This window comes from Roseovarius tolerans, from assembly GCF_028885395.1.
Lineage (GTDB): Bacteria > Pseudomonadota > Alphaproteobacteria > Rhodobacterales > Rhodobacteraceae > Roseovarius > Roseovarius tolerans.
Window position 1 is genome coordinate 399362 of record NZ_CP118494.1, and the last position, 19747, is coordinate 419108.

At 63.8% G+C, this 19747-nt stretch carries 18 protein-coding genes; 3 read left to right on the plus strand and 15 right to left on the minus strand.

Going from position 1 to position 19747, the window contains the following annotated elements:
- Positions 1-3105: an efflux RND transporter permease subunit gene (locus tag PVU19_RS01845; protein WP_050662294.1), complete on the minus strand. Its 3105-nt coding sequence runs from the start codon at positions 3103-3105 to the stop codon at positions 1-3.
- Positions 3106-3125: 20 nt separating this feature from the next.
- Positions 3126-4241: an efflux RND transporter periplasmic adaptor subunit gene (locus PVU19_RS01850; protein ID WP_050662328.1), complete on the minus strand. Its 1116-nt coding sequence runs from the start codon at positions 4239-4241 to the stop codon at positions 3126-3128.
- A 201-nt stretch (positions 4242-4442) separates the two neighbouring features.
- Here PVU19_RS01850 and PVU19_RS01855 point away from each other — a divergent pair, with 201 nt between their 5' ends.
- A complete protein-coding gene (locus tag PVU19_RS01855; RefSeq protein WP_235575755.1) occupies positions 4443-5042 on the plus strand; it encodes a TetR/AcrR family transcriptional regulator in 600 nt (199 codons plus the stop codon).
- On the opposite strand, the gene PVU19_RS01860 is transcribed toward PVU19_RS01855, so the two are convergent.
- The 5 genes from PVU19_RS01860 to PVU19_RS01880 all read right to left on the minus strand — a co-directional run bounded on the left by PVU19_RS01860 (position 5029) and on the right by PVU19_RS01880 (position 9797).
- Positions 5029-5697, minus strand: a complete 669-nt coding sequence (locus tag PVU19_RS01860; protein WP_050662292.1) for an aspartate/glutamate racemase family protein — start codon at positions 5695-5697, stop codon at positions 5029-5031. The genes PVU19_RS01855 and PVU19_RS01860 overlap by 14 nt on opposite strands.
- Before the next feature lie 3 nt (positions 5698-5700).
- Positions 5701-6537, minus strand: a complete 837-nt coding sequence (locus PVU19_RS01865) for an ABC transporter permease (protein WP_050662291.1) — start codon at positions 6535-6537, stop codon at positions 5701-5703.
- Positions 6538-6539: 2 nt separating this feature from the next.
- A complete protein-coding gene (locus tag PVU19_RS01870) occupies positions 6540-7394 on the minus strand; it encodes an ABC transporter permease (RefSeq protein WP_074787382.1) in 855 nt (284 codons plus the stop codon).
- Positions 7395-7493: 99 nt separating this feature from the next.
- Positions 7494-8759: an ABC transporter substrate-binding protein gene (locus tag PVU19_RS01875; RefSeq protein WP_152911623.1), complete on the minus strand. Its 1266-nt coding sequence runs from the start codon at positions 8757-8759 to the stop codon at positions 7494-7496.
- A gap of 54 nt (positions 8760-8813) precedes the next feature.
- On the minus strand, positions 8814-9797 hold the full coding sequence (locus tag PVU19_RS01880; protein WP_050662289.1) for an ABC transporter ATP-binding protein: 984 nt from the start codon (positions 9795-9797) through the stop codon (positions 8814-8816).
- A gap of 236 nt (positions 9798-10033) precedes the next feature.
- On the opposite strand from PVU19_RS01880, the gene PVU19_RS01885 reads away from it, so the two are divergent.
- On the plus strand, positions 10034-10768 hold the full coding sequence (locus tag PVU19_RS01885; protein ID WP_152911621.1) for a GntR family transcriptional regulator: 735 nt from the start codon (positions 10034-10036) through the stop codon (positions 10766-10768).
- 32 nt (positions 10769-10800) lie between these two features.
- Here the strand turns inward: PVU19_RS01885 and PVU19_RS01890 are convergent, their stop codons facing one another.
- From PVU19_RS01890 to trpS, 3 genes are all read right to left on the minus strand, one after another.
- Positions 10801-12846: an NADH:flavin oxidoreductase gene (locus tag PVU19_RS01890; RefSeq protein ID WP_050662288.1), complete on the minus strand. Its 2046-nt coding sequence runs from the start codon at positions 12844-12846 to the stop codon at positions 10801-10803.
- Positions 12847-12927: 81 nt separating this feature from the next.
- Positions 12928-13986 (minus strand): GlxA family transcriptional regulator, encoded by a 1059-nt coding sequence (locus tag PVU19_RS01895; protein WP_050662287.1) that lies wholly within the window; start codon positions 13984-13986, stop codon positions 12928-12930.
- A 74-nt stretch (positions 13987-14060) separates the two neighbouring features.
- Positions 14061-15089, minus strand: coding sequence for a tryptophan--tRNA ligase (trpS, locus tag PVU19_RS01900; RefSeq protein ID WP_050662286.1), 1029 nt, complete (start codon positions 15087-15089; stop codon positions 14061-14063).
- Positions 15090-15163: 74 nt separating this feature from the next.
- On the opposite strand from trpS, the gene PVU19_RS01905 reads away from it, so the two are divergent.
- Complete coding sequence (locus PVU19_RS01905; protein WP_050662285.1) at positions 15164-15850, plus strand: rhomboid family intramembrane serine protease; 687 nt, start codon at positions 15164-15166, stop codon at positions 15848-15850.
- Between the two features lie 2 nt (positions 15851-15852).
- Here the strand turns inward: PVU19_RS01905 and PVU19_RS01910 are convergent, their stop codons facing one another.
- Genes PVU19_RS01910 through PVU19_RS01930 form a run of 5 tightly spaced genes read right to left on the minus strand, consistent with a single transcriptional unit; the run spans position 15853 to position 19746 of the window.
- Positions 15853-16548, minus strand: coding sequence for an ABC transporter ATP-binding protein (locus PVU19_RS01910; RefSeq protein ID WP_050662284.1), 696 nt, complete (start codon positions 16546-16548; stop codon positions 15853-15855).
- Positions 16532-17254 (minus strand): ABC transporter ATP-binding protein, encoded by a 723-nt coding sequence (locus PVU19_RS01915; RefSeq protein ID WP_235575747.1) that lies wholly within the window; start codon positions 17252-17254, stop codon positions 16532-16534. The genes PVU19_RS01910 and PVU19_RS01915 overlap by 17 nt, the downstream gene beginning before the upstream one ends.
- Complete coding sequence (locus PVU19_RS01920) at positions 17251-18183, minus strand: branched-chain amino acid ABC transporter permease (RefSeq protein ID WP_050662282.1); 933 nt, start codon at positions 18181-18183, stop codon at positions 17251-17253. Before PVU19_RS01920 ends, PVU19_RS01915 begins: the two co-directional genes overlap by 4 nt.
- Complete coding sequence (locus PVU19_RS01925) at positions 18180-19106, minus strand: branched-chain amino acid ABC transporter permease (RefSeq protein WP_050662281.1); 927 nt, start codon at positions 19104-19106, stop codon at positions 18180-18182. Before PVU19_RS01925 ends, PVU19_RS01920 begins: the two co-directional genes overlap by 4 nt.
- Positions 19107-19128: 22 nt before the next feature.
- The gene (locus tag PVU19_RS01930; protein WP_050662280.1) at positions 19129-19746 is read right to left on the minus strand and encodes a hypothetical protein; all 618 of its coding nucleotides are present in this window, start codon (positions 19744-19746) and stop codon (positions 19129-19131) included.
- Position 19747 lies beyond the last annotated feature (1 nt).

Genomic DNA, 19747 nt, shown 5'->3' on the forward strand with positions numbered 1-19747 from the left:
CTATTGCTTGGCCGCGCCGCGCCGGAACAGGCGCGTCACGATCACAAAAAAGAGCGGCACGAAGACCACGCCCAGCACCGTGCCCGAGATGGTGCCGCTGAGCACGCCCGAGCCGATGGCGTTGCGCCCGCCCGAGCCCGCGCCGGAGCTGAGCACCAGCGGCAGAACGCCAAGCGAGAAGGCCATCGAGGTCATGATGATCGGGCGGAAGCGTTGCCGCGCCGCCGTCGCCACCGCCTCGATCACGCGATCGCCCGCCTCGTGCCGTTCGCGGGCAAACTCCACGATCAGGATCGCGTTCTTGCCCGTGAGGCCGATGACGGTGAGCAGGCCGACCTGAAAGAACACCCCGTTCTCGAACCCACCGAGCCATGCGCCGGTCAGCGCACCGACGATGCCGATGGGCATGGCGAGCATGACGGCGAAGGGGATCGACCAGCTTTCATAGAGCGCGGCCAACGACAGGAACACGGCGGCCAGCGAGAGCGCATAGAGAAGCGGTGCCTGATTGCCCGATTCGCGTTCTTCCAGGGAAAGCCCGGTCCACGCCAGCTCGAAACCCGTGCCAAGCTCTGCGGCAAGCCGCTCCATTTCGGCCATCGCCTCGCCGGTCGAGACGCCGGGCGCGGGAGAGCCCTGCAACTGTACCGAGGGGATGCCGTTATAGCGGTATAGCCCCTGCGCGCCGTAATCCCAGTTGCCTTCGGCGAAATTCGAGAATGGGACCAGCCCGCCGCTGGTGTTGCGCACGCGCCACTTGTCGATATCGGTGGGGGTGGCGCGGGCCTCGGACTCGCCCTGCACATAGACGCGCTTGATCCGGCCCTGATCGAGGAAATCGTTCACATATGTGCCCGCCCAGGCGATTTGCAGCAACTCGCCGACATCCGTCGGCGTCAGCCCCATCGCCCCGGCCTTGCGCCAGTCGATATCGAGGTTGAACTGCGCCGCGTCCTCCAGCCCGTTGGGCCGCGCCGAGGCGATGAGATCGCTTTGCGCGGCCATCCCCAGAAGCTGATTGCGCGCCGCCATCAGATCTCCATGGCTCTGCCCGCCACGCGCCTGCAGGTAGAAGTCGAACCCCGAGACGTTGCCCAGTTCGATCACTGAGGGCGGCACCACCGGGAAAACCTGCGCGTCGCGGATCTGGCTGAACGCACCAAAGGCGCGACCGGCGAGGGCCTGCACGCTTTGATCGGGTCGCGGGCGTTCGTCCCAGTCCTTGAGCTGCACGAAGGCGAGGCCCATGTTCTGACCGTTGCCCGAAAAGCTGAAACCGACGACGCCGAACATCGAGTCGACCACTTCGGATTCCTGTTCCAGGTAGTAGTTCTCGACCTGTTTCACCACGTCGAGCGTGCGCTCGGCGGTCGAGCCTGTTGGGGTCTGGATGAGGGTGAAGAGAATGCCCTGATCTTCTTCGGGCAGGAACCCGGTGGGGGTGCGCAGGAACATCAGCGCCATGCCGAGGGCGAGTGCCAGATAGACCACGAAGACCCGCACCGGGCGGCGCACCGACCAGCGCACCGTGCCGGTATATCCGTTGGTCAGCTTGCTGAATCCGGTGTTGAACCATGCGAAGGGGCCGCGCTTCGGCTCGTGCCCCTTGGGTTTTAGCAGTGAGGCACAGAGCGCAGGTGTCAGCGTGATCGCCACCACCACCGACAGCGCCATCGCCGAGACGATGGTGATCGCGAATTGCTGGTAGATCACGCCGGTGGAGCCGGGAAAGAACGCCATCGGCACAAAGACCGCCGAGAGCACCATGGCGATGCCGACCAGCGCGCCGGTGATCTGGCCCATGGATTTATGCGTCGCCTCGCGCGGCGGCAGGCCCTCTTCCTCCATGATCCGCTCGACATTCTCGACCACAACGATGGCGTCATCGACCAGAAGACCGATGGCCAGCACCATCGCCAGCATGGTGAGCGTATTGATCGAGAAACCGGCGGCGGCGAGCACCCCGAAGGTGCCCAGAAGCACCACCGGCACGGCAAGCGTCGGAATGAGCGTGGCGCGCAGGTTTTGCAGGAAGAGCAGCATCACGAGGAACACCAGTCCGATGGCCTCGAACAGGGTCTTGACCACCTCCTTGATCGAAATCTCCACAAAGGGCGTGGTGTCATAGGGGATCACGTAATCGACGCCCTCGGGGAAGAAGCGGGCGAATTCCGCCATCCGTTCCTTGATCGCGCGCGCGGTGTCGAGCGCGTTGGCCCCCGGTGCCAGCGTGATCGCCATGCCTGCCGCAGGATCGGTGTTGAAGCGCGCCGTGGTGGCATAGTTCTGCGCCCCGATCTCGACGCGGGCCACGTCATCGAGCAGCACGAGGCCGCCATCGGTCTCGGCACGCAGCACGATCTGGCGGAAATCCTCGGGCGTGCTCAGCAGCGATTGCGCGGTGATCGTGGCGTTGAGTTGCTGGCCGTCGACTGCGGGCCGGGCGCCGAACGCCCCCGCTGAGATTTGCGCGTTCTGCGCCGAGACGGCGGCCACGACCTCCGAGGGGGACATGCCGAAGGCCGCCAGCTTGGACGGGTCGAGCCAGATCCGCATGGCGTATTCTGAGCCGAAGACCTGCACCGAGCCGACGCCCTCGACCCGGCTCAGCTCGTCCACGAGGTTGGTGGACATGTAGTCTGACAAGTCCACCTGTTCGAGCGCGCCATCGGTCGAGATCATGCCCACGACCATCAGGAACCCGGCCGAGGATTTCTCGACCGTGATGCCCTGACGCTGGACGATTTCCGGCAGGAGCGGCGTGGCCTGACCCAGCTTGTTTTGCACCTGCACCTGCGCGATATCGGCATCGGTGCCAGTCTCGAAGGTCAGCGTGATCTCGGCATTGCCCTGCGAGGTGGAGCGCGACGAGAAATAGCGCAAGCCATCGAGCCCGGTCATCTGCTGTTCGATCACCTGCGTCACGGTATTGGCGACCGTATCAGCGGAGGCGCCGGGGTAGTTGGCGGCCACTGTGACCGAGGGCGGGGCAATCTCGGGATATTGCGCCACCGGCAATAGCCGGATCGCCAGTACGCCCACGCCCATGATCAGGATCGAGATGACCCAGGCAAAGACCGGGCGGTCGATGAAGAAACGTGCCATGCTTTACGTCCTTTGCCCGGTTATTCTGCGCGCGGTTCGGGCGTCACTGTCGCCCCTGCTGCGGTTTTCTGAAAGCCGGAGACGACGATGCGATCCCCAGGATTGAGCCCCTCGTCCACAACCCATTGGTTGCCACGATCCTGCAGGATGCTGATCGTGCGCTCCTCGATCACGTTTTCTTCATTCACCACCCATGCGTTGGGCCGCCCGCGCCGGTCGCGCACGACGCCTTCCTGCGGGACAAGATAGACGGATTCGGCCACCTCGACGGGCATGTCGACCTGTACATACATGCCGGGCAAGAGCAGCAGATCGGGATTGTCGAACTGCATGCGCAACGTCACCACGCCGGTCTGCGGATCGACATTCGGCTCGGCGGCCTTGAGCTGTCCGGTTTCGGAATAATCCGAGCCATCCGCGAGGATCAGCCGCACGGTCGCATCCGCGCCGCGCAACTCCTCTTCGGTCTCGCCGCGCCGCCAGCGGAGCAGGTCGGCGGCGGATTGGGTGACGTCCACATAGACCGGGTTGATATTGCGGATCACCGCCAGCGGCTGCGCCTGGCTTGCGGTCACGAGCGCGCCTTGCGATGTCTGCGACAGGCCGATCCGACCAGATAGCCGCGCGCGGATCGTGGTGCGCGACAGCTCGATCTCGGCGGAGTTGAGTTGCGCGCGCGCCAGTTCCAGACCGGCCTCGGCGCTGTCACGCGCCGATACCGCCTCATCGAGGGCCTGCTCGCTGGCCACGTTGCGCGATTGCAGTTCCACCAATCGGTTCGCCTCGCGTTCGGCGGCGCGCAGTTGTGCCTCGGCCTGTGCAACGCTGGCGCGTGCCTGTCGGACGGTGGCCTCATAGGTCGCCCGGTCGATCTGGTAGAGCGGATCATCCTCGGACACGTCCGCGCCTTCTTCGAACAGGCGTTCGATGATGATGCCGTTGACCTGCGGGCGCACTTCGGCCTCGGCGGAGGCGGCGACGCGCCCGGGCAAGAGCGAGGTCAATGTCACGTCCTGCGGCTCGACCGTGACCACCGTCACTGGCGCACGGCCTTGCCCCTGCTGTGCCGACAGCGCCGCTGGCATCAGGCAGGCACAGGCCGCGAGTGCAGCCATGAAACGGGGGAGATAAGCCATCACAAGCCCTTTCACGCATAAAGGATTGGCGCGCATGCGTCCGTTGATTTATAAAACTTTAGGGTTTTATAAATATGACGCGTTTGAAAATGGCAAGCGCGCAATTGGGGGCGCACAGTGACTGTGCGGGGATGAATGGGGTCGATACCGGTAAAGCGCCCGCCAATCGGGCAGTGTGATCCGGGACGGCGTGGCCGTCCGGTGACGTTGTCGACAGACGCCCGGCGCAAGGCGATCTTCGCCGCGCTTGAAGAACTGCATTCGGAGGCCGGGCTGGACGGGGCAACGATGCAGGCGATCGCGCGCCATGCGGGGATGTCGAAGCGCACGCTCTACGATGTCTTTCCGAGCCGGACCACGCTCTTGCGCGCTTATATGGACAAGGTCGCGGAGCAATTCATTCAGCCCTTGTCCGCGCCCGAAACTGCCCTGCCGATTGCCGAGCGACTGACCCGTCTCATGTCTCGCAATGCGCGTCATCAGGGCTACGGCTTGCCGCTGGAAATCCTGCGGACCTTCATGGCTCAGGTACCCGCCTGTCCCGAGATCGGGCGTGATCTGGTGGATCGGCTGATGCAGCGGGATCTGCGCATTCTGACCGCAGAGTTGGATCGCGGGGTCGCACGCGCGGAGATCAACCTGGATGATACCGGGAAGGCCGCAGCACTTTTGCTCGACATGCTGCGCCCGTGGCCGCTGGAATCGCTGCTCGACCCTTCCCGGCTGGCCTCGCCCGAAGGGTTTGCCGCCCGAACGCGGCTGGCCATTGGTGTTTTCCTTGGCGGTGTCATGGCGCGTTGAGTGCGTTCCGTTTCGACGCCGCGACCAGCACGCGGCACAATTGCGCGGCTGCCGTGACCCCGTCGATGACCGGAAATGGCACCGCCTTGGCCACCGCGCCAATGATCGTCACGGCCCCGGCGCATCCCAGTATGGCCAGCGTCGTGCCGGGTGTGACGCGTGTCGATGTACGCGCGAAATACGCGGCGGCACGGGCGGGCTCTTCCTCCAGCATCAGAACGGGGGTGTCGGCGGCGAGAACCTGCGGGATGGTTGCGCTATAGCCATGCTGCGCGATGTTGCGGGTGATCACCGGAACGGCGGCCTCGACCGTGGTGATCACCGCCGCCTGATCCGACAAGAGGTCCGCGAGCGCGAAACTCGCCTGACCGATCCCGATCACGGGGCAGGTCGCGATGCGGCGCGCCTCGCTGAGCCCGGTATCGTCGAAACAGGCGATGATGATCGCCTCGGCCCCGCTATCCGATGCCTTCCGGATCAGCGCCAGCAGGGGCGGCACCGCGCGCGCGCCATCGGCCTCTCCCTCGATCACGGCGGGGCCTTGGGCAGAGGTCCAGCCCTCGAATTCCAGATCGGGGGCGGCCAGCCGTGCGGCGGTCAGCGCGCTTTGGGTCATGGCCTCTGTGCTGTTGGGGTTGATGAGGATCACGGCCACCGGTCAGACCATCCCCTTGCCTGCGTCCGACGGGCGCTTGCGCCGGCGCGACAGAAGCCAGAGGGTGAGAAAGAAGGTGCCGATCACCGCCAGTGAAAACAGCGTGGTCAGCGTGCCGAGCGCAAAGATCACCGGGGTGGTGACATTGGTGGTCATGCCGAAGATTTCCAGCGGCAGCGTGTTGTAGCTGCCCGCCGTGAGCAGGGTGCGGGCGAATTCGTCATAGCTCAGGGTGAAGCCGAACAGCGCGACCCCCAAAAGCGACGGTGCGATGATCGGCAGGATAACATGCGCAAAGGTCTGCCAGGGCGTCGCCCCCTGATCGCGCGCAGCCTCCTCATAGCTCTTGTCGAACCGGTTGAAGACCGCAAACATGATCAGCAGGCCAAAGGGCAGGGTCCATGTCAGCTGACTTCCAAAACCGGAGGTGATCCAATGCACCCTGAACCCCAGTTGATTGAAGATTAGCCCGACGCCGAGAGAGATCAGGATCGACGGGATTACCAGCGAGGCGATGCTCAGGTAGAACAGCACCGTCGCCCCGGCAAAGCGTTTGCGGAACGCCAGCCCTGCCAGAACCGAGACCACCACCGTCGTCACCATCACCATCAGCCCGAGGGCGAATGACCGACGGAAACTGCCCCAGATATCACCGACGGCCTGTTCTTCGAACAAGTCCCGGAACCAGTGCAATGAGACGCCGTTCATCGGAAAGGTGAGGCCACCTTGCGGCCCCTGGAAACTCAGGATGCCGATGGTCACGATCGGGCCATAGAGAAACAGCACGAACAGCCCGAAAAATGCGGCCAGCAGGTAAAAACTCCGGCTGCGTCGTTCCATGCTCACAACTCCTTTCGGATATCGACCAGCCGCAACAGCACGGCGATCACGATCAGCACCGTGCAGAGCAGCACCACCGCCGTGGCCGCCGCCGAGGGGTATTGCAGCAGGCTGATATCGTTCGAGATGAGCCGCCCGACATTGGCGCGCTGCGAGCCGGACATGAACCGAACGGTGATGAAATCCCCCATCACCAGCGTTGTGACAAAGATCGTGCCGATCATGATGCCCGGCTTGCACAGCGGCACAATCACGTTCCACAGGGTCTGAAAGCCATTGGCACCGCAATCGCGCGCGGCTTCGATCAATGACCGGTCGATCCGCATCATCGAGTTGAAGATCGGCACCACCATGAACAGCGTGTAGAGATGAACGAAGGCAAGGATTACCGAGAAGTCCGAGAACAAAAGCCATTCCAGCGGCTCGTCGATGACGCCCCAACTGATCAGCGTCGAATTGGCGATGCCGTTGCGGCCAAGAAACGGAATCCAGCTGATCATACGGATGATGTTCGACGTCCAGAACGGGATGGTGCAGAGAAGGAAAAGTGCGATCTGCCATTTCAGGCTACGGATCTCGAAGGCCAGGAAATAGGCCACGGTAAAGCCGATGACGAGGGTAAAGGCCCAGGTGATCGCCGCATATTTGAGCGTGTTGAAAAAAACCGTGTAGGTCACGGGAGAGCTGAAGAGGAATTGGTAATTGTCGAATTGAAATGCCGGGTAGATCGAGTATTCTGTCGCGCCCCAGAAGCTGACGATGACGATCATGGCTATTGGGGCCACGAGAAAGCCCAACAGAACGGTCGCCAGCGGGGCCGCTTGCAGCCATCCGACAAGGTTTCGATTTCGCAGCACCCGGCAGCCTCTTCTTTTTGGGAAAAATACTCTCAGGGGGTCTGGGGGGCGGAACGCCCCCCAGTTGGTCGGATCGCCAAAGGCGATCCGATGCCTCACTCAGGCGGCAATGAACTCATTCCACTTGCGGACCATGTACTGGTTTTCGTCCATGACGGAGTTCCAGCAGGCCACCGCGCCCATCCGGTCATAGAACGACCCGCCATCACGGATTTCGCCCACACCGGCAAGCTCGTCACCGAAGGGCGAGGTGATCACGTCAGTGCTTTCCTTGCCCTCGAACCAGTAGCCCCATTCGTTCTCGCTCATGAACGCCTTGGAGGTTTCGGGCACCGCCGAATAATACCCCTGCCGCATCAGGAAACCGCCGACCCAGCCACTGAGATACCAGTTGATGTACTCATAGGCCGCACCCAGCTCCATTCCCGAGAGCGACGCCGACAGCCCGATGCCGCCGCCCCATGAACGATAGCCCTCTTTCAGCGGCTGGTAGACGCAGGGAATATCGCGTGAACGCACTGCCGTGATGGCGGGCGACCACATCGACTGGATCACCACCTCGCCGCTCGCCATCAGGTTCACGCTCTCGTCGAAGGTTTTCCAGAACGCGCGGAACTGGCCTGCCTTCTTGGCTTCGGTGAAGATCGCGATGGTCTTGTCGATCTCCTCGACGGTCATGTTGCCCTTGTTGCCATAGGTGATCTCGCCCATCGCCTCGCAGACCATCGCCATGTCCATGATTCCGATCGAGGAGATGTCGAGGATCGACGCCTTGCCCTTGAACTCGGGGTTGAGCAACTCGGTCCAGCTTTCGATCGGACGCCCGATCAGATCGGGGCGGATGCCGAGCGTATCGGCGTTGTAGATCGTGGGGATCAGCGTCATCCAGCCGCTTTCGGTATCCACGAAGTCAGTGCCGCCCGGCCCTTCGACAAAGCCGACCGTATGCGGAGCGGTGCCTTGGGCGATCTCGCTTTCGGGGGTCAGTTTGCCGTCGCGGAAAATACCGACGATCTTGTCGTAATTCTCGATCCGGCCGGCATCCATCGCTTGCAGGTTGCCGGTCGGCCAGACCTTTCTACAGACGAAATACTCAATATCGGCGATGTCGAAGCTGTCGGGTTGTGTGGCGGCGCGCTGTGTCACGCTGTCGGTATCAAGCGCCGTCATCTCAAGCGTGATGCCCAGATCCTGCTTTACCTTGGTTGCCACCTCGTTGAGGTTGGACACCCCGGTGCCGAACTGGCGCAGCACGATATCCTTGCCTTCCTGACCCCAGACCATCGGCGCAGGCAGGGCAGAGGCGGCAAGTGCTGCGCCTCCTGATTTGAGCAGGCTTCGGCGGCTGTAGCGGGTCTTGCAGATCGTCGTCATGGTTGGTCCTCTCCGTTGTGGTCATTTGACTCGGGTCTTTGTTCTTCAGGCTGAAATCGGATGGGCCGCCCGGTCGTCCCATCCCAGGCCGATCACCTCGCCCAATTCCCGGGGGTTCTGGAAAAATTCGCGCTCGGGCAAAAGCGCCGTCACCTCCTGGTCGCCCGCGACCACGGAAATGAGCGCGACATACGTGCCCTGGTATTCGATTCCGGTGATGCGCCCGTCGATACGCCCGGCCTCGGGTGCAGTGACGGACATGACGTCAGAGCGCAGGGCGATCCGTCCCTGTGGCAGGTGCAGCACGTTGTGCCCGCCCATGAACCGCGCGACAAAGGCGGTGCGCGGCGCGTTGAACACCTCGCGCGCGGGGCCCGCCTGTTCGATGCGCGCGTCGTTCATCACGATGATTTCGTCGGCGAGGGCCAACGCCTCATCCTGCCCGTGGGTCACATGGATGAAGCTGATGCCGAGGTCGCGTTGCAACCGTTTCAGCTCCGTTCGCATTCGAACGCGCAGAAAGGGATCGAGTGCCGAGAGCGGCTCATCCAGCAGCAGGACCTGCGGTCGGGTGATGAGCGCCCGCGCAAGGGCCACGCGCTGCTGCTGCCCGCCGGACAACTGATCGGGCTTGCGGTCCGCGTATTGCGTCATTTCGACGAGGTCGAGCATTTCATCCGCTCGGGCAAGGCGCGTGGCCTTGTCCTGCCCAGCCATGCGCAGGCTGAAGGCCACGTTGTCGCGCACATTGAGATGCGGGAAAAGCGCATAGCTTTGAAACATCATCGCCGTGCCGCGCCGGGCGGGCGGCAGGTGGGATATGTCGCGCCCTGATAGCACGATGGCGCCGTCGCTGACCTCTTCATGTCCCGCGATCATCCGCAGGGTCGAGGATTTACCACAGCCCGACGGCCCCAGAAGACAGGCATAGGTGCCCGCCTTGAAGTGATGCGAGATCGCATCGACCGCCACGGTGTTACCGTAGCGTTTGGTCAGGGAAACGAATTCTAGGTCGGCGGCGTTTGTCATCTGGCATCCCGTTATCGGCATGGTTCAACTGCGGCGAACGGGATCGAAGCTCGCAATGGATTCGGCAGTGCGGCGTGGAGCATTCGACAAGATGCGCGTATTTTGGGCAGGTTCATCGCGGCACGGCGCAATATTGTGCGCAATCACTGTATACAATTCATCTGAAGGCGGGATGTGATCCCACCTGGTATTGTGCACGTGCACACAGGGGCGCATGATTGCCGCAGGAGACCTGCATGAACCATCTCAGCGAATCCCCCCTGTTTATCCAGCCGACGATCACCGGCCCGAGTGCCGCGATAGTCGCGCGGCTGTCACAGGCCATTCATGAGCATCGGCTGGCGCCGGGCACAAAGCTGGGCGAGGACGAGTTGAGCGACGTGTTCGAGGTGTCGCGCACCGTCGTGCGCAGCGCGCTTCAGGCGCTCTCGCATGACGGGTTGGTGGAGTTGAAACGCAATCGCGGGGCCTTTGTCGCCAAGCCGACGATCCGCGAGGCGCGCGAGGTGTTCGAGGCACGCGCCTTGCTGGAGCCGCGCACGGCGCGCTCTGCGACAGAGCGGATGACGCGTGCGCATCTTGACCGCCTGCATGCCCATATCGAGGCCGAGCACGACGCCATGGCCCGCGCCGAACACGGCAAGGCCCTGCGTCTGTCCGGGCAATTCCACATCGAAATTTCACATATTGCGGATCAGGCCACGATCGCGGGTTTCATCGAGCGGCTGGTCGCGCGTTCGTCGCTGATCATCGCTCTCTATTGGCAACGTCAGAGTGCGATGTGCGAGAAGCACGCGCATCACGCCCTGCTCGACGCATTCGCGCGCGGCGATGCGGATGACGCCGAGGAACTCATGAAAAACCACCTTGTCGATATCGTCACGACGCTTGATCTGCGCGACCCCGCCCCGCGCGAGATCAGCCTTGGCGAGATCCTTCTCGGGCCGTCCTCGCCCGATGGACAGGGGTAGTTGCGCGCCTGTTGCGGCCCCGTGATCCCGTGTCAGATATCCTTGACCAGACGCAATGCGTCGTAGATCGCGGCATGGGTGTTGCGTGCGCTGACCGCGTCGCCGATCCGGAACAGCTGGAACGCGCCGTCCGGGTTGCGCGTGACGGCCTGTGGCTGACCGGCAATCAGCGCATCGTAATCCATCTCACCGCCGTTCGAGGACAATGGTTTCAACTCGAAATAGAGATCATCCATCGGCAGGGTGCCGTAGTTCACGACAACCTGATCGTAGCTCTTCTCTGAGGTGAAATCGCTGTAATCCGTACCGATCGTGGCCTTGAGCCGGTTGCCGTCGCGGGTCACGTCCAAGAGGCGGCGGGTGACGGTGAAGGTCACATCCTTGTCCTGCAGTGCGCGCATGTAGGGCACGAGGTTCATCCCCATGATATCGGGGGCAAAGGTGCGGTCGGGGGTCATCACCTCGACGCTGGCACCGGCATTGGCGGCCACTTCGGCGGCCATCAGGCCGGGGTGATCGCCGCTTTCGTCGTAGATCAGCACATTTTGCCCCGGCTTCACGTCGCCCGCGATGATGTCCCATGTCGTGGTGAGAAGGTCCTGTTCCTTGCCGCTCTCGAAGAGTTCGACATTGGGCAGGCCACCCGTTGCTACGATCACCACATCGGGCGCGAGTGCGGCGATGTCCTCGACCTCAGCCCAGGTGTTGAAATGGAAGGTCACGTCGCGTGCGGCGCATTGCGCCATGCGCCAGTCGATGATGCTGATCATCTCGCGGCGGCGCGGGTTCCGCGCGGTCAGCCGGACCTGTCCGCCGGGGTCGGGCTGGGCCTCGAACACCGTCACGTCATGGCCGCGCTCTGCGGCGACGCGCGCGGCCTCGAGCCCGGCGGGGCCTGCACCGACGATGACGATTTTCCTGCGCTCGGGGGCCGGGGCGATCTCGTGCGGCATGGTTAGTTCGCGGCCCGTGGCGGCGTTGTGGATGCAGAGTGCCTCACCGGCGGCATAGATGCGATCCAGACAGAATGTGGCGCCCACGCAGGGGCGGATATCGTCCTCGCGCCCCTCGACGATCTTTTTCACGATATGCGGATCGGCCATATGGGCGCGGGTCATGCCGACCATGTCGAGCAGTCCGGCCTGCACCGCATGCCGGGCTGTGGCCACGTCGGGGATCTTGGCGGCGTGGAAGGTGGGCATGCCGGTCGCCGCCCTGACTGCGCCCGCGAAATCGAGATGGGGCGCGTTTTTCATGCCCTGCACCGGGATCACATCGGTCATTGCCGGGTCGGTATGGACGCGCCCGCGGATCACGTTGAGGAAATCGACCATGCCGCAATCGGCCAGCTTTTTGGAAATCTCCAGCCCTTCCTCGGGGGTGATACCGCCCGCCTCTGCCTCATCCGCCGTGTAGCGCAGGCCGACGATGAACTCATCGCCCACGCGTTTGCGGATACCGCGCAGCACGTCCATCAAGAGCTTCATCCGACTGTCGAGGTCGTGCCCGCCATAGGGGCCATCGAGGTTATTGGTCAGCGGCGACCAGAACTGATCGAGCAGGTGCCCGTAAACCTGCAATTCGATCCCGTCCATGCCGCCCGCTTTCATCCGTTCGGTGGCATCGGCGAAATCGGTGATGATCCGCTCGATATCCCAATCCTCGGCCAGCTTGGGAAAGGCCCGGTGCGCGGGTTCACGGTGTTTCGAGGACGACAGCGACGGCAGCCAATCGCCCTTGGACCAGACGGTGCGGCGGCCCAGATGGGTCAGCTGGATCATCACCGCGCAGCCGTGATCGTGGCAGGCATCGGTCAGTTGTCTGATCCAGGGCACTACCTCGTCTTTGTAGGCGAGGACGTTGTTGAAGACCGGCGGGCTGTCCTTGGACACTGCCGCCGACCCGGCGGTCATCGCCAATGCTACGCCGGCGCGGGCGCGCTCGGCGTGATAGGCGGCATAGCGTTCCTTGGGCATCCCGTCTTCGGGATAGGCCGGTTCATGGCTGGTGGTCATGATCCGGTTGCGCAGGGTCAGATGCTTTAGCTGGTAGGGCTGAAGGAGGGGATCGTTGGACATGGGGCGGGCTCCGTTTGGCCGGGATCGCGATCCAGCCTTTGGTCAGGTGCGTGTTGCTGTCAAGCCCCGGTTTCTACTGGCTCAAGGCGTGGTCTGGAGGGGCGCCGCTTTGCCGCTGCGGAACCGGCCCGGCGCATGGCCGAACCGGCCGCGGAAGCTCTTGATAAACACCACCTGTGAGGCAAATCCCGAGGCGACGGCGATTTCCGAAACGCTCAGATCGGTTTCGCGCAGCAGGCCGCGCGCGTGATCCAGTCGCAGGTCGCGAAAGAAACGGTAGGGCGTCTTGTCGCAATATTTCATGAAGAGGCGTTCCATCTGCCGTCGAGAACACCCCGCAGCGGCGGCCAGATCGTCCATGCCGGGCGGCGTTTCGATATTCGCCTGCATTGCCTTGATCGCGCGCACCAAAAGGGGATTGCGGCTGTCGATGGCACTGCTGACCGAAGCGCGCTGCTGCGTGCGTTCGCCCCGGCGCTGCCCGTAGAGGCACATATCGGCCACCACATCGGCAAAGGACGGGCCGTAATCCTCTTCGATGCGCAAGAGCATCATGTCGGTCGCGCCCACCCCGCCGCCACAGGTGAAAATGCCGCCATCCAGTTCATAGGTGTTGGTGCTGATCTCGACCTGCGGGAACTGTTCGCGAAAGGCGGGCTGGTTTTCCCAGTGCAGCGTCGCCTTGCGCCCCTCCAGCAGCCCGGCCTCGGCCAATGCGATGGCCCCGGTGCAGATGCCGCCAACGCGCCCGCCGAACCGGACATGTTCGCGCAGAATGGCGCGCACGCCGGGGTGTGATCCGCCGGGCCGCACGGTGCCGCCACAGACCACCAGATCGGTGTCGCGGGCAAAGCGTGCCAGCGGCTGATCGACATTGACCGACATGCCGCAGGAACTGCTGACCGGCGCGCCATCCTGGGAACATACCGTCCAGCGATAGAGCGGGCGCTGTGCCAGTTGGTTGGCGATGCGCAGCGGATCAAGCGCAGCGCTGAACGCCAGCAGGGTGAAGTCGGGCTGCAGGAGAAAGGCGAAATGCCGGGACGGCCGGTCGATATCGACGGCGCAATAGGCGGCCCCGACCGGGATCACGGCGGGGCGCTCTTCGGTCAGGCCAGAACTGTCACGCATGCTGGTCATCGGCCTCTCCTCGCCGTTGAAGCTGTCCGGTGACAGCTAAGCAGAGGCTTGGCCTACCGGCAAGACGTGACGGATCAGACCTCGCGCGGGCCGACCATGCCTATGATCTCGTAGGTCTGGCGCAGAATCGGTGCGGCGATGGCGCGAGCGCGGTCCGCCCCGTTGGCGAGAATGCGGTCAATCTCGGTCACATCCTGCATCAGCCGCGACATCTCGGTCGAGATCGGCGCGATCTTGTCGACCGCCAGATCGGCCAGCATCGGCTTGAACTCTGAGAACGGCTTGCCGCCCGCTTCCGCCATGACCTGATCGACGCTCATATCCGCAAGGGCCGCGTAGATATTGACCAAATTGCGCGCCTCGGGCCGGTCCTCCAGCCCCTTCGCCTCGGATGGCAGCGGTTCGGGGTCGGTTTTGGCTTTGCGGATCTTCTTGGCGATGGCGTCGGCATCGTCGGTCAGGTTGATCCGGCTCATGTCCGAGGGGTCGGATTTCGACATTTTCTTCGATCCGTCGCGCAGGGACATCACCCGGGTTGCCGCGCCCTCAATCACCGGTTCGGTGATGGGAAAGAAATCAACACCGAAATCGTTGTTGAACTTGATCGCGATATCGCGGGTTAGTTCGAGGTGCTGTTTCTGATCCTCGCCCACCGGCACATGGGTGGCGTGATAAGCGAGGATGTCGGCTGCCATCAGCGCGGGGTATGCGAAGAGGCCGAGAGAGGCGTTCTGCGCGTTCTTGCCCGCCTTGTCCTTGAACTGTGTCATGCGCTGCATCCACCCCATACGCGCCACGCAGTTGAACACCCATGCCAGTTGCGTGTGCTCGGCGACCTGGCTCTGGTTGAACAGGATCGAGCGCGCGGGATCGAGGCCCGAGGCGATGAACCCGGCGGCCAATTCACGGGTGGCATGGCGCAGATCGGCGGGCTCTTGCCAGACGGTGATGGCGTGCAGATCGACCATGCAATAGAGCGTCTGCACCCCCTGGTTCTGGGCATCGGCAAAGCGTTTGAGCGCGCCGAGATAATTGCCGAGATGCAGGTTGCCCGAGGGCTGGATTCCCGAAAACACGCGGGGGGTAAAGGCCGCCTCGGTCATGGCTCAACTCCGTGGTGGATTTCTGTGCTCGCCTCGCTTACCCATGCGCCATTGCCCCGTCAAGGAGAGCCGCAATGCAAGACCCGCAGCGCCCAAGCCCGCTCAACCCGGTGCCGCCCTTCGTGATTGCGCTGTTTCTGGTGATCATCGGGGTCGAGGCGATGTTCTCGCTCGGCGCGCGCGGCATGATCGGCGGGCCCGAGGCGATCGGCTGGCGCGCGGGCGCGAGAGAGGATTACGGGTTCAACGGCGATATCCTGACATGGATGTTGCAGAACAACGTCTGGCCCACGGAACATCTGCGCCGCTTCGTGACCTATGCCTTCGTGCATGGCAGCTTCACCCACGCGCTCTTTGCCGGGGTTCTGCTGCTGGCCATGGGGAAATTCGTAAGCGAGGTGTTCCGTCACTGGGCGGTTCTGGTCCTCTTCCTTGTCAGCACGGTCGGAGGTGCCCTGGTCTTTGGCCTAGTGGTGCAGGATCGGCCGTGGCTGATCGGGGCGTTCCCCGGCGTTTACGGCCTGATCGGCGGGTTCACCTATATCATGTGGCTGCGGTTGGGGCAGTTGGGCAGCAATCAGGCGCGGGCCTTTACGCTCATTGGCGTGCTGATGGGGCTGCAACTTGTCTTTGGGCTGATCTTTGGCGCGAATGCGACATGGGTGGCCGATGTCAGCGGCTTTGTCGTGGGCTTTCTTGCGTCCTTCGTGCTCAGCCCCGGCGGCTTTGCCAAGCTGCGCGCGCGCATCCGCCACGATTGAGGTCAGACACCGAGGTAACGATCGGCAAGGGCGCGATCCGCGCGCAGTGTTTCGGCCGGGATCACCGGGCCGTTTCTGCCATCCTCGAGAAACGCGACGCGGTCTGCTACCGACAACACCGCATGGAGGCGCTGTTCCACCAGCAAGACCGCGACGCCGCGCGCGCGCATGGCGGTGATGACCTCGCGGATGGCGTCGATCATCGAGGGTTGCAAGCCCTCCGTCGGCTCGTCGAGCAGGAGCACGCGCGGCGCAAGGCAGAGCGCCCGCGCCATGGCAAGCATCTGCTGTTCGCCACCCGACAGCGTCTGCGCCGCCTGTCCCATCCGGTCGCGCAGGCGCGGAAAGAGGTCGAGCACCTCCTCGCGCATGGCCATTCCCTGACCGCCAGCCATCAACCCGATCTCCAGATTCTGCGCCACGCTCAGACCCGAAAACAGCCTGCGCCCCTGCGGCACATATCCGACACCGGCGCGCGGCACATCGTGCGGGGGCAGGTTGCTCAGCGTCACGTTGTCCAACTGCACCGCGCCTGACATCAGCGGCACAAGGCCCATGACCGCGCGCATCAGCGTGGTCTTGCCCGCGCCATTGCGGCCTAAGAGGCACAGGATTTCGCCGGGGGACACCTGCAATGACACCTCATGCAGCACTTGGGCACGGCCATAGCCTGCCCCGATCTTATCCAGCCTGAGCATCGCCACCCCCCAGATAGGCGGCCTGCACGGCGGCGTTGGCGTGGATCTCCTCGGGCGTGCCCTCGGCCAGCACGCGGCCCGCATCCAGCACGGTGATCCGGTCGGCAAGCGCCATGACCACGCGCATGTTGTGCTCGATCAACAGGATGGTCGTCTCCTGCGCCAGATTGCGGATCAGGCTCTGAAACGCCTCGATCTCGCCTTCTGACAGGCCCTGCGTCGGCTCGTCTAGAATGAGCAGGCGGGGGTGTTGCACGATCCCCATGGCCAGTTCCAGCAGGCGCTGATGGCCGTAGGCCAGATCGCCCGCCTCCTGCTCCGCCCGTGCGCCGAGGCCGACGCGGTCAAGCGCCTCGGCCACCGCCTTGCGCGCCTTGGCACCATGCAGGTGGCGGCGCGCAGCAAGTCCGACATTCTCGGCCACGCTGAGCCGTGCGAAGACCGAGGTGATCTGGAACGTATAGGCCATGCCACGCGCGATGCGGCGATGCGCGGGCAGGCGGGTGATGTCCTCACCGTCAAAGATCACGCTCCCGGCGCTCGCTGTGATGCGCCCGGCGATCATGCCGACCAGAGTTGTCTTGCCTGCCCCATTGGGGCCGATCAGCGCCCGAATTTCGCCCTCGGGCAGGTCGAGATCGACGCTCTTGACCGCGTGCAGCCCGTCGAACCGCTTGGAGAGATTGCGCACAGACAAGAGCATCACGGCAGCCCTTTCCACAGCCTGCGGCGCAGCTCGCCCATGATCCCCTGCGGCGCGAAGAGCGTGAGCAGGACGAGGGCCACACCCGCTATCAGCATGTAGGCGGTGGTGATGCCGGAACTGAGGTCAATGAGGTAGAACATGAAGAGCGTGCCGATGAACGGGCCAAGCACCGTGCCCGCGCCCCCCAGCAACACGTAAAGAAGCGGCAGGATCGAGTATTGTACGGCGGCGAAACTCGCCCCGACATAGCCGAAGAGGATGCCGTAAGCGGCCCCCGCAGCCGCCGCCATGGTGCCCGAGATTGTCAGTGCGGCAAGTTTACGCGCGAAGGTGTCGTAGCCCAGCATGCGCACCCGCTCCTCGTTCTCGCGGATCGCTACCAGCACCCGGCCAAAGGGTGCGCGCACCAGCCAGAGACTGAGCATGAGGCATACGCCGAACAGCATGAGGGCAGCGATATAGCGCGCGTTCGGGTCGCTGAGATCGAACCCACAGACCATCCGCCCGGCCTGCGCCAGAACGAACCCTTCGTCACCGCGCGTCCATTCTGAGAAGTGCAGGATCGTCAGGTATCCCGCCTGCGCGAACATCAGCGTGACGATCATGAAAGCCACGCCGCTGGTGCGCAGTGCCAGAAGCGCCAGCGCGCCCGAGACGACCGCGCCCGAGAGGACTCCGAGTAGCAATGCTGGCCCCGCGCTCAGTCCGAGGTGCTGCACGGACAGGCCCATGCCATACATGCCCGCCGCGAAGAACAGCGCATGTCCGAGGCTGAGCAGCCCGGTATAGCCAAAGAGGATGTTGTATCCCATGGCGAAGCTGGCCAGCACCATGATCCGCGCAAGGTTGCCGTGATGATAGGCGGGCAGCACGAAATGCAGCGCCAGAAGCACGGCCAGAAGGCCCAGATGCAGCACCAAAGCCCTCATGCCGCGCGCTTTCCAAAGAGGCCCTGCGGGCGGAACACCAGCACCAGCGCCACCAGCAGCGTCGCGATGATCTTGGCCAGCGTGGGTGAGAAGAAGACCGAGATGATTCCGTCCGACAGTCCGATAAGCACGGCGGCCAGAACCGTGCCGGGCAGGCTGCCCAACCCGCCGATGATGACCACGATGAACGACAGCAGCAGCGGATCGGCCCCCATCAGGTAATGTGCCTGCTGGATCGGCACGATCAGCACAGCGGCGAGCGCCGCCAGCCCCGCGCCGAGACCGAAGGTGATGGCATAGACTCGCTCGACCGGGATGCCGAAGGCCAATGCCATTTCACGATCCGCCTGCGTGGCGCGCATCACGAGGCCAAGGTGCGTGCGCGCCATCACCGCCCAGACCCCGCAGAGGATGAGCGCCGCCGCCCCGATCACCGCCAGCTTGTAAGAGGTGGTGCCCAACCCCCAGGGCCAGATCATCTGCCAGCCTTCGGGGCCATGCTCGAACCACGGAATCGCAAGGCGCGTGTTGAAAGGTGCTTCGACCGGGCGCGCCTCGGGGCCATAGCCCATCAGCGTCATTTGCTGAATGATGTAGAGCAGGCCGATGGTGGCGACGATCGTGCGCTCGGGGTCATAGTCCAGTCGCTTGAGAATGGTCATGTCGGTCGCCATTGCGAGCCCGCCGACGATCAGGGGGGCCATGATCAGCGCCGCACCGAAGCCGAACGCCGGGTGCCCGCCGACGCTGGTCGCGATCCACCACGCCAGCACCGCGCCCAGCATGAAGAACTCGCCATGCGCGATATTGACCACCCGCATCACCCCGAACACGAGGCTGAGCCCCACCGCCGTCAGCGCCAGCACCGCCGCCGTCACCGCGCCTTCCAGCGTGGCGAGCACGAGATAGGGGCCTAGATCCATCAGGCTGTCCGGGTGTCAGGGGTCATTGCGCCGCGTACTCCACCCCGCCCACGAGGAGGCGCTGATCGTCGGTCAGGGTTACGATCTGGCCGTGCTTGCGTTCCAGCTTGCGGGCGACGACCTCGTCGCGCGGTTGCCAGTCATAGGATGCGTCCTCGCGCACGCCTGCCCAGGTCAGGCGGCCGCCCTTGCGCCACGGGTCGAGTACGATGCCCTCGTCATAGGCGTCGCCCCGCGCGCTGATGATCGCGGTGCTGTGTTCGAGGCGAAAGGCGTTGTCGGAATTGGCCACCGCGCGATGCAGGTCGAGGGTCTGGAAGTCTTCGGCTTTCAGCCGATCCTCCATGTCGCGTGCCCAGTGCCAGCACAGACCGCGCGGCTTCAGCCCCATATTGACCTTGGTATTGTGCACGATGGGTGGATCGGTGATCTGGTATTCCAGCGCCAGATCATGCGTGTGCCGATAGGCCATGGTGGCTGCGCGTTGGGCCTCCTCCGGGTCCACCTCCGGTCCGAGGCCTCGGATCGCGGAGGCAAGGCGGCTTACCTCCTCGGGTTGCGGGGGAGGCGGTGTCGCGCAGGCGGCCAGCAAGAGCATCGCCCCTGCCAGCATCCCCCGCAAGAGCGCCGCCGGACCCATA

Excerpts from the sequence above, each read along its gene's own strand:
- PVU19_RS01845 (WP_050662294.1), bottom strand. The coding sequence starts at position 3,105 with ATGGCACGTTTCTTCATCGACCGCCCGGTCTTTGCCTGGGTCATCTCG.
- PVU19_RS01850 (WP_050662328.1), bottom strand. The coding sequence starts at position 4,241 with ATGGCTTATCTCCCCCGTTTCATGGCTGCACTCGCGGCCTGTGCCTGC.
- PVU19_RS01865 (WP_050662291.1), bottom strand. The coding sequence starts at position 6,537 with ATGGAACGACGCAGCCGGAGTTTTTACCTGCTGGCCGCATTTTTCGGG.
- PVU19_RS01880 (WP_050662289.1), bottom strand. The coding sequence starts at position 9,797 with ATGACAAACGCCGCCGACCTAGAATTCGTTTCCCTGACCAAACGCTAC.
- PVU19_RS01885 (WP_152911621.1), top strand. The coding sequence starts at position 10,034 with ATGAACCATCTCAGCGAATCCCCCCTGTTTATCCAGCCGACGATCACC.
- PVU19_RS01890 (WP_050662288.1), bottom strand. The coding sequence starts at position 12,846 with ATGTCCAACGATCCCCTCCTTCAGCCCTACCAGCTAAAGCATCTGACC.
- PVU19_RS01895 (WP_050662287.1), bottom strand. The coding sequence starts at position 13,986 with ATGACCAGCATGCGTGACAGTTCTGGCCTGACCGAAGAGCGCCCCGCC.
- trpS (WP_050662286.1), bottom strand. The coding sequence starts at position 15,089 with ATGACCGAGGCGGCCTTTACCCCCCGCGTGTTTTCGGGAATCCAGCCC.
- PVU19_RS01905 (WP_050662285.1), top strand. The coding sequence starts at position 15,164 with ATGCAAGACCCGCAGCGCCCAAGCCCGCTCAACCCGGTGCCGCCCTTC.
- PVU19_RS01910 (WP_050662284.1), bottom strand. The coding sequence starts at position 16,548 with ATGCTCAGGCTGGATAAGATCGGGGCAGGCTATGGCCGTGCCCAAGTG.
- PVU19_RS01920 (WP_050662282.1), bottom strand. The coding sequence starts at position 18,183 with ATGAGGGCTTTGGTGCTGCATCTGGGCCTTCTGGCCGTGCTTCTGGCG.
- PVU19_RS01925 (WP_050662281.1), bottom strand. The coding sequence starts at position 19,106 with ATGGATCTAGGCCCCTATCTCGTGCTCGCCACGCTGGAAGGCGCGGTG.
- PVU19_RS01930 (WP_050662280.1), bottom strand. The coding sequence starts at position 19,746 with ATGGGTCCGGCGGCGCTCTTGCGGGGGATGCTGGCAGGGGCGATGCTC.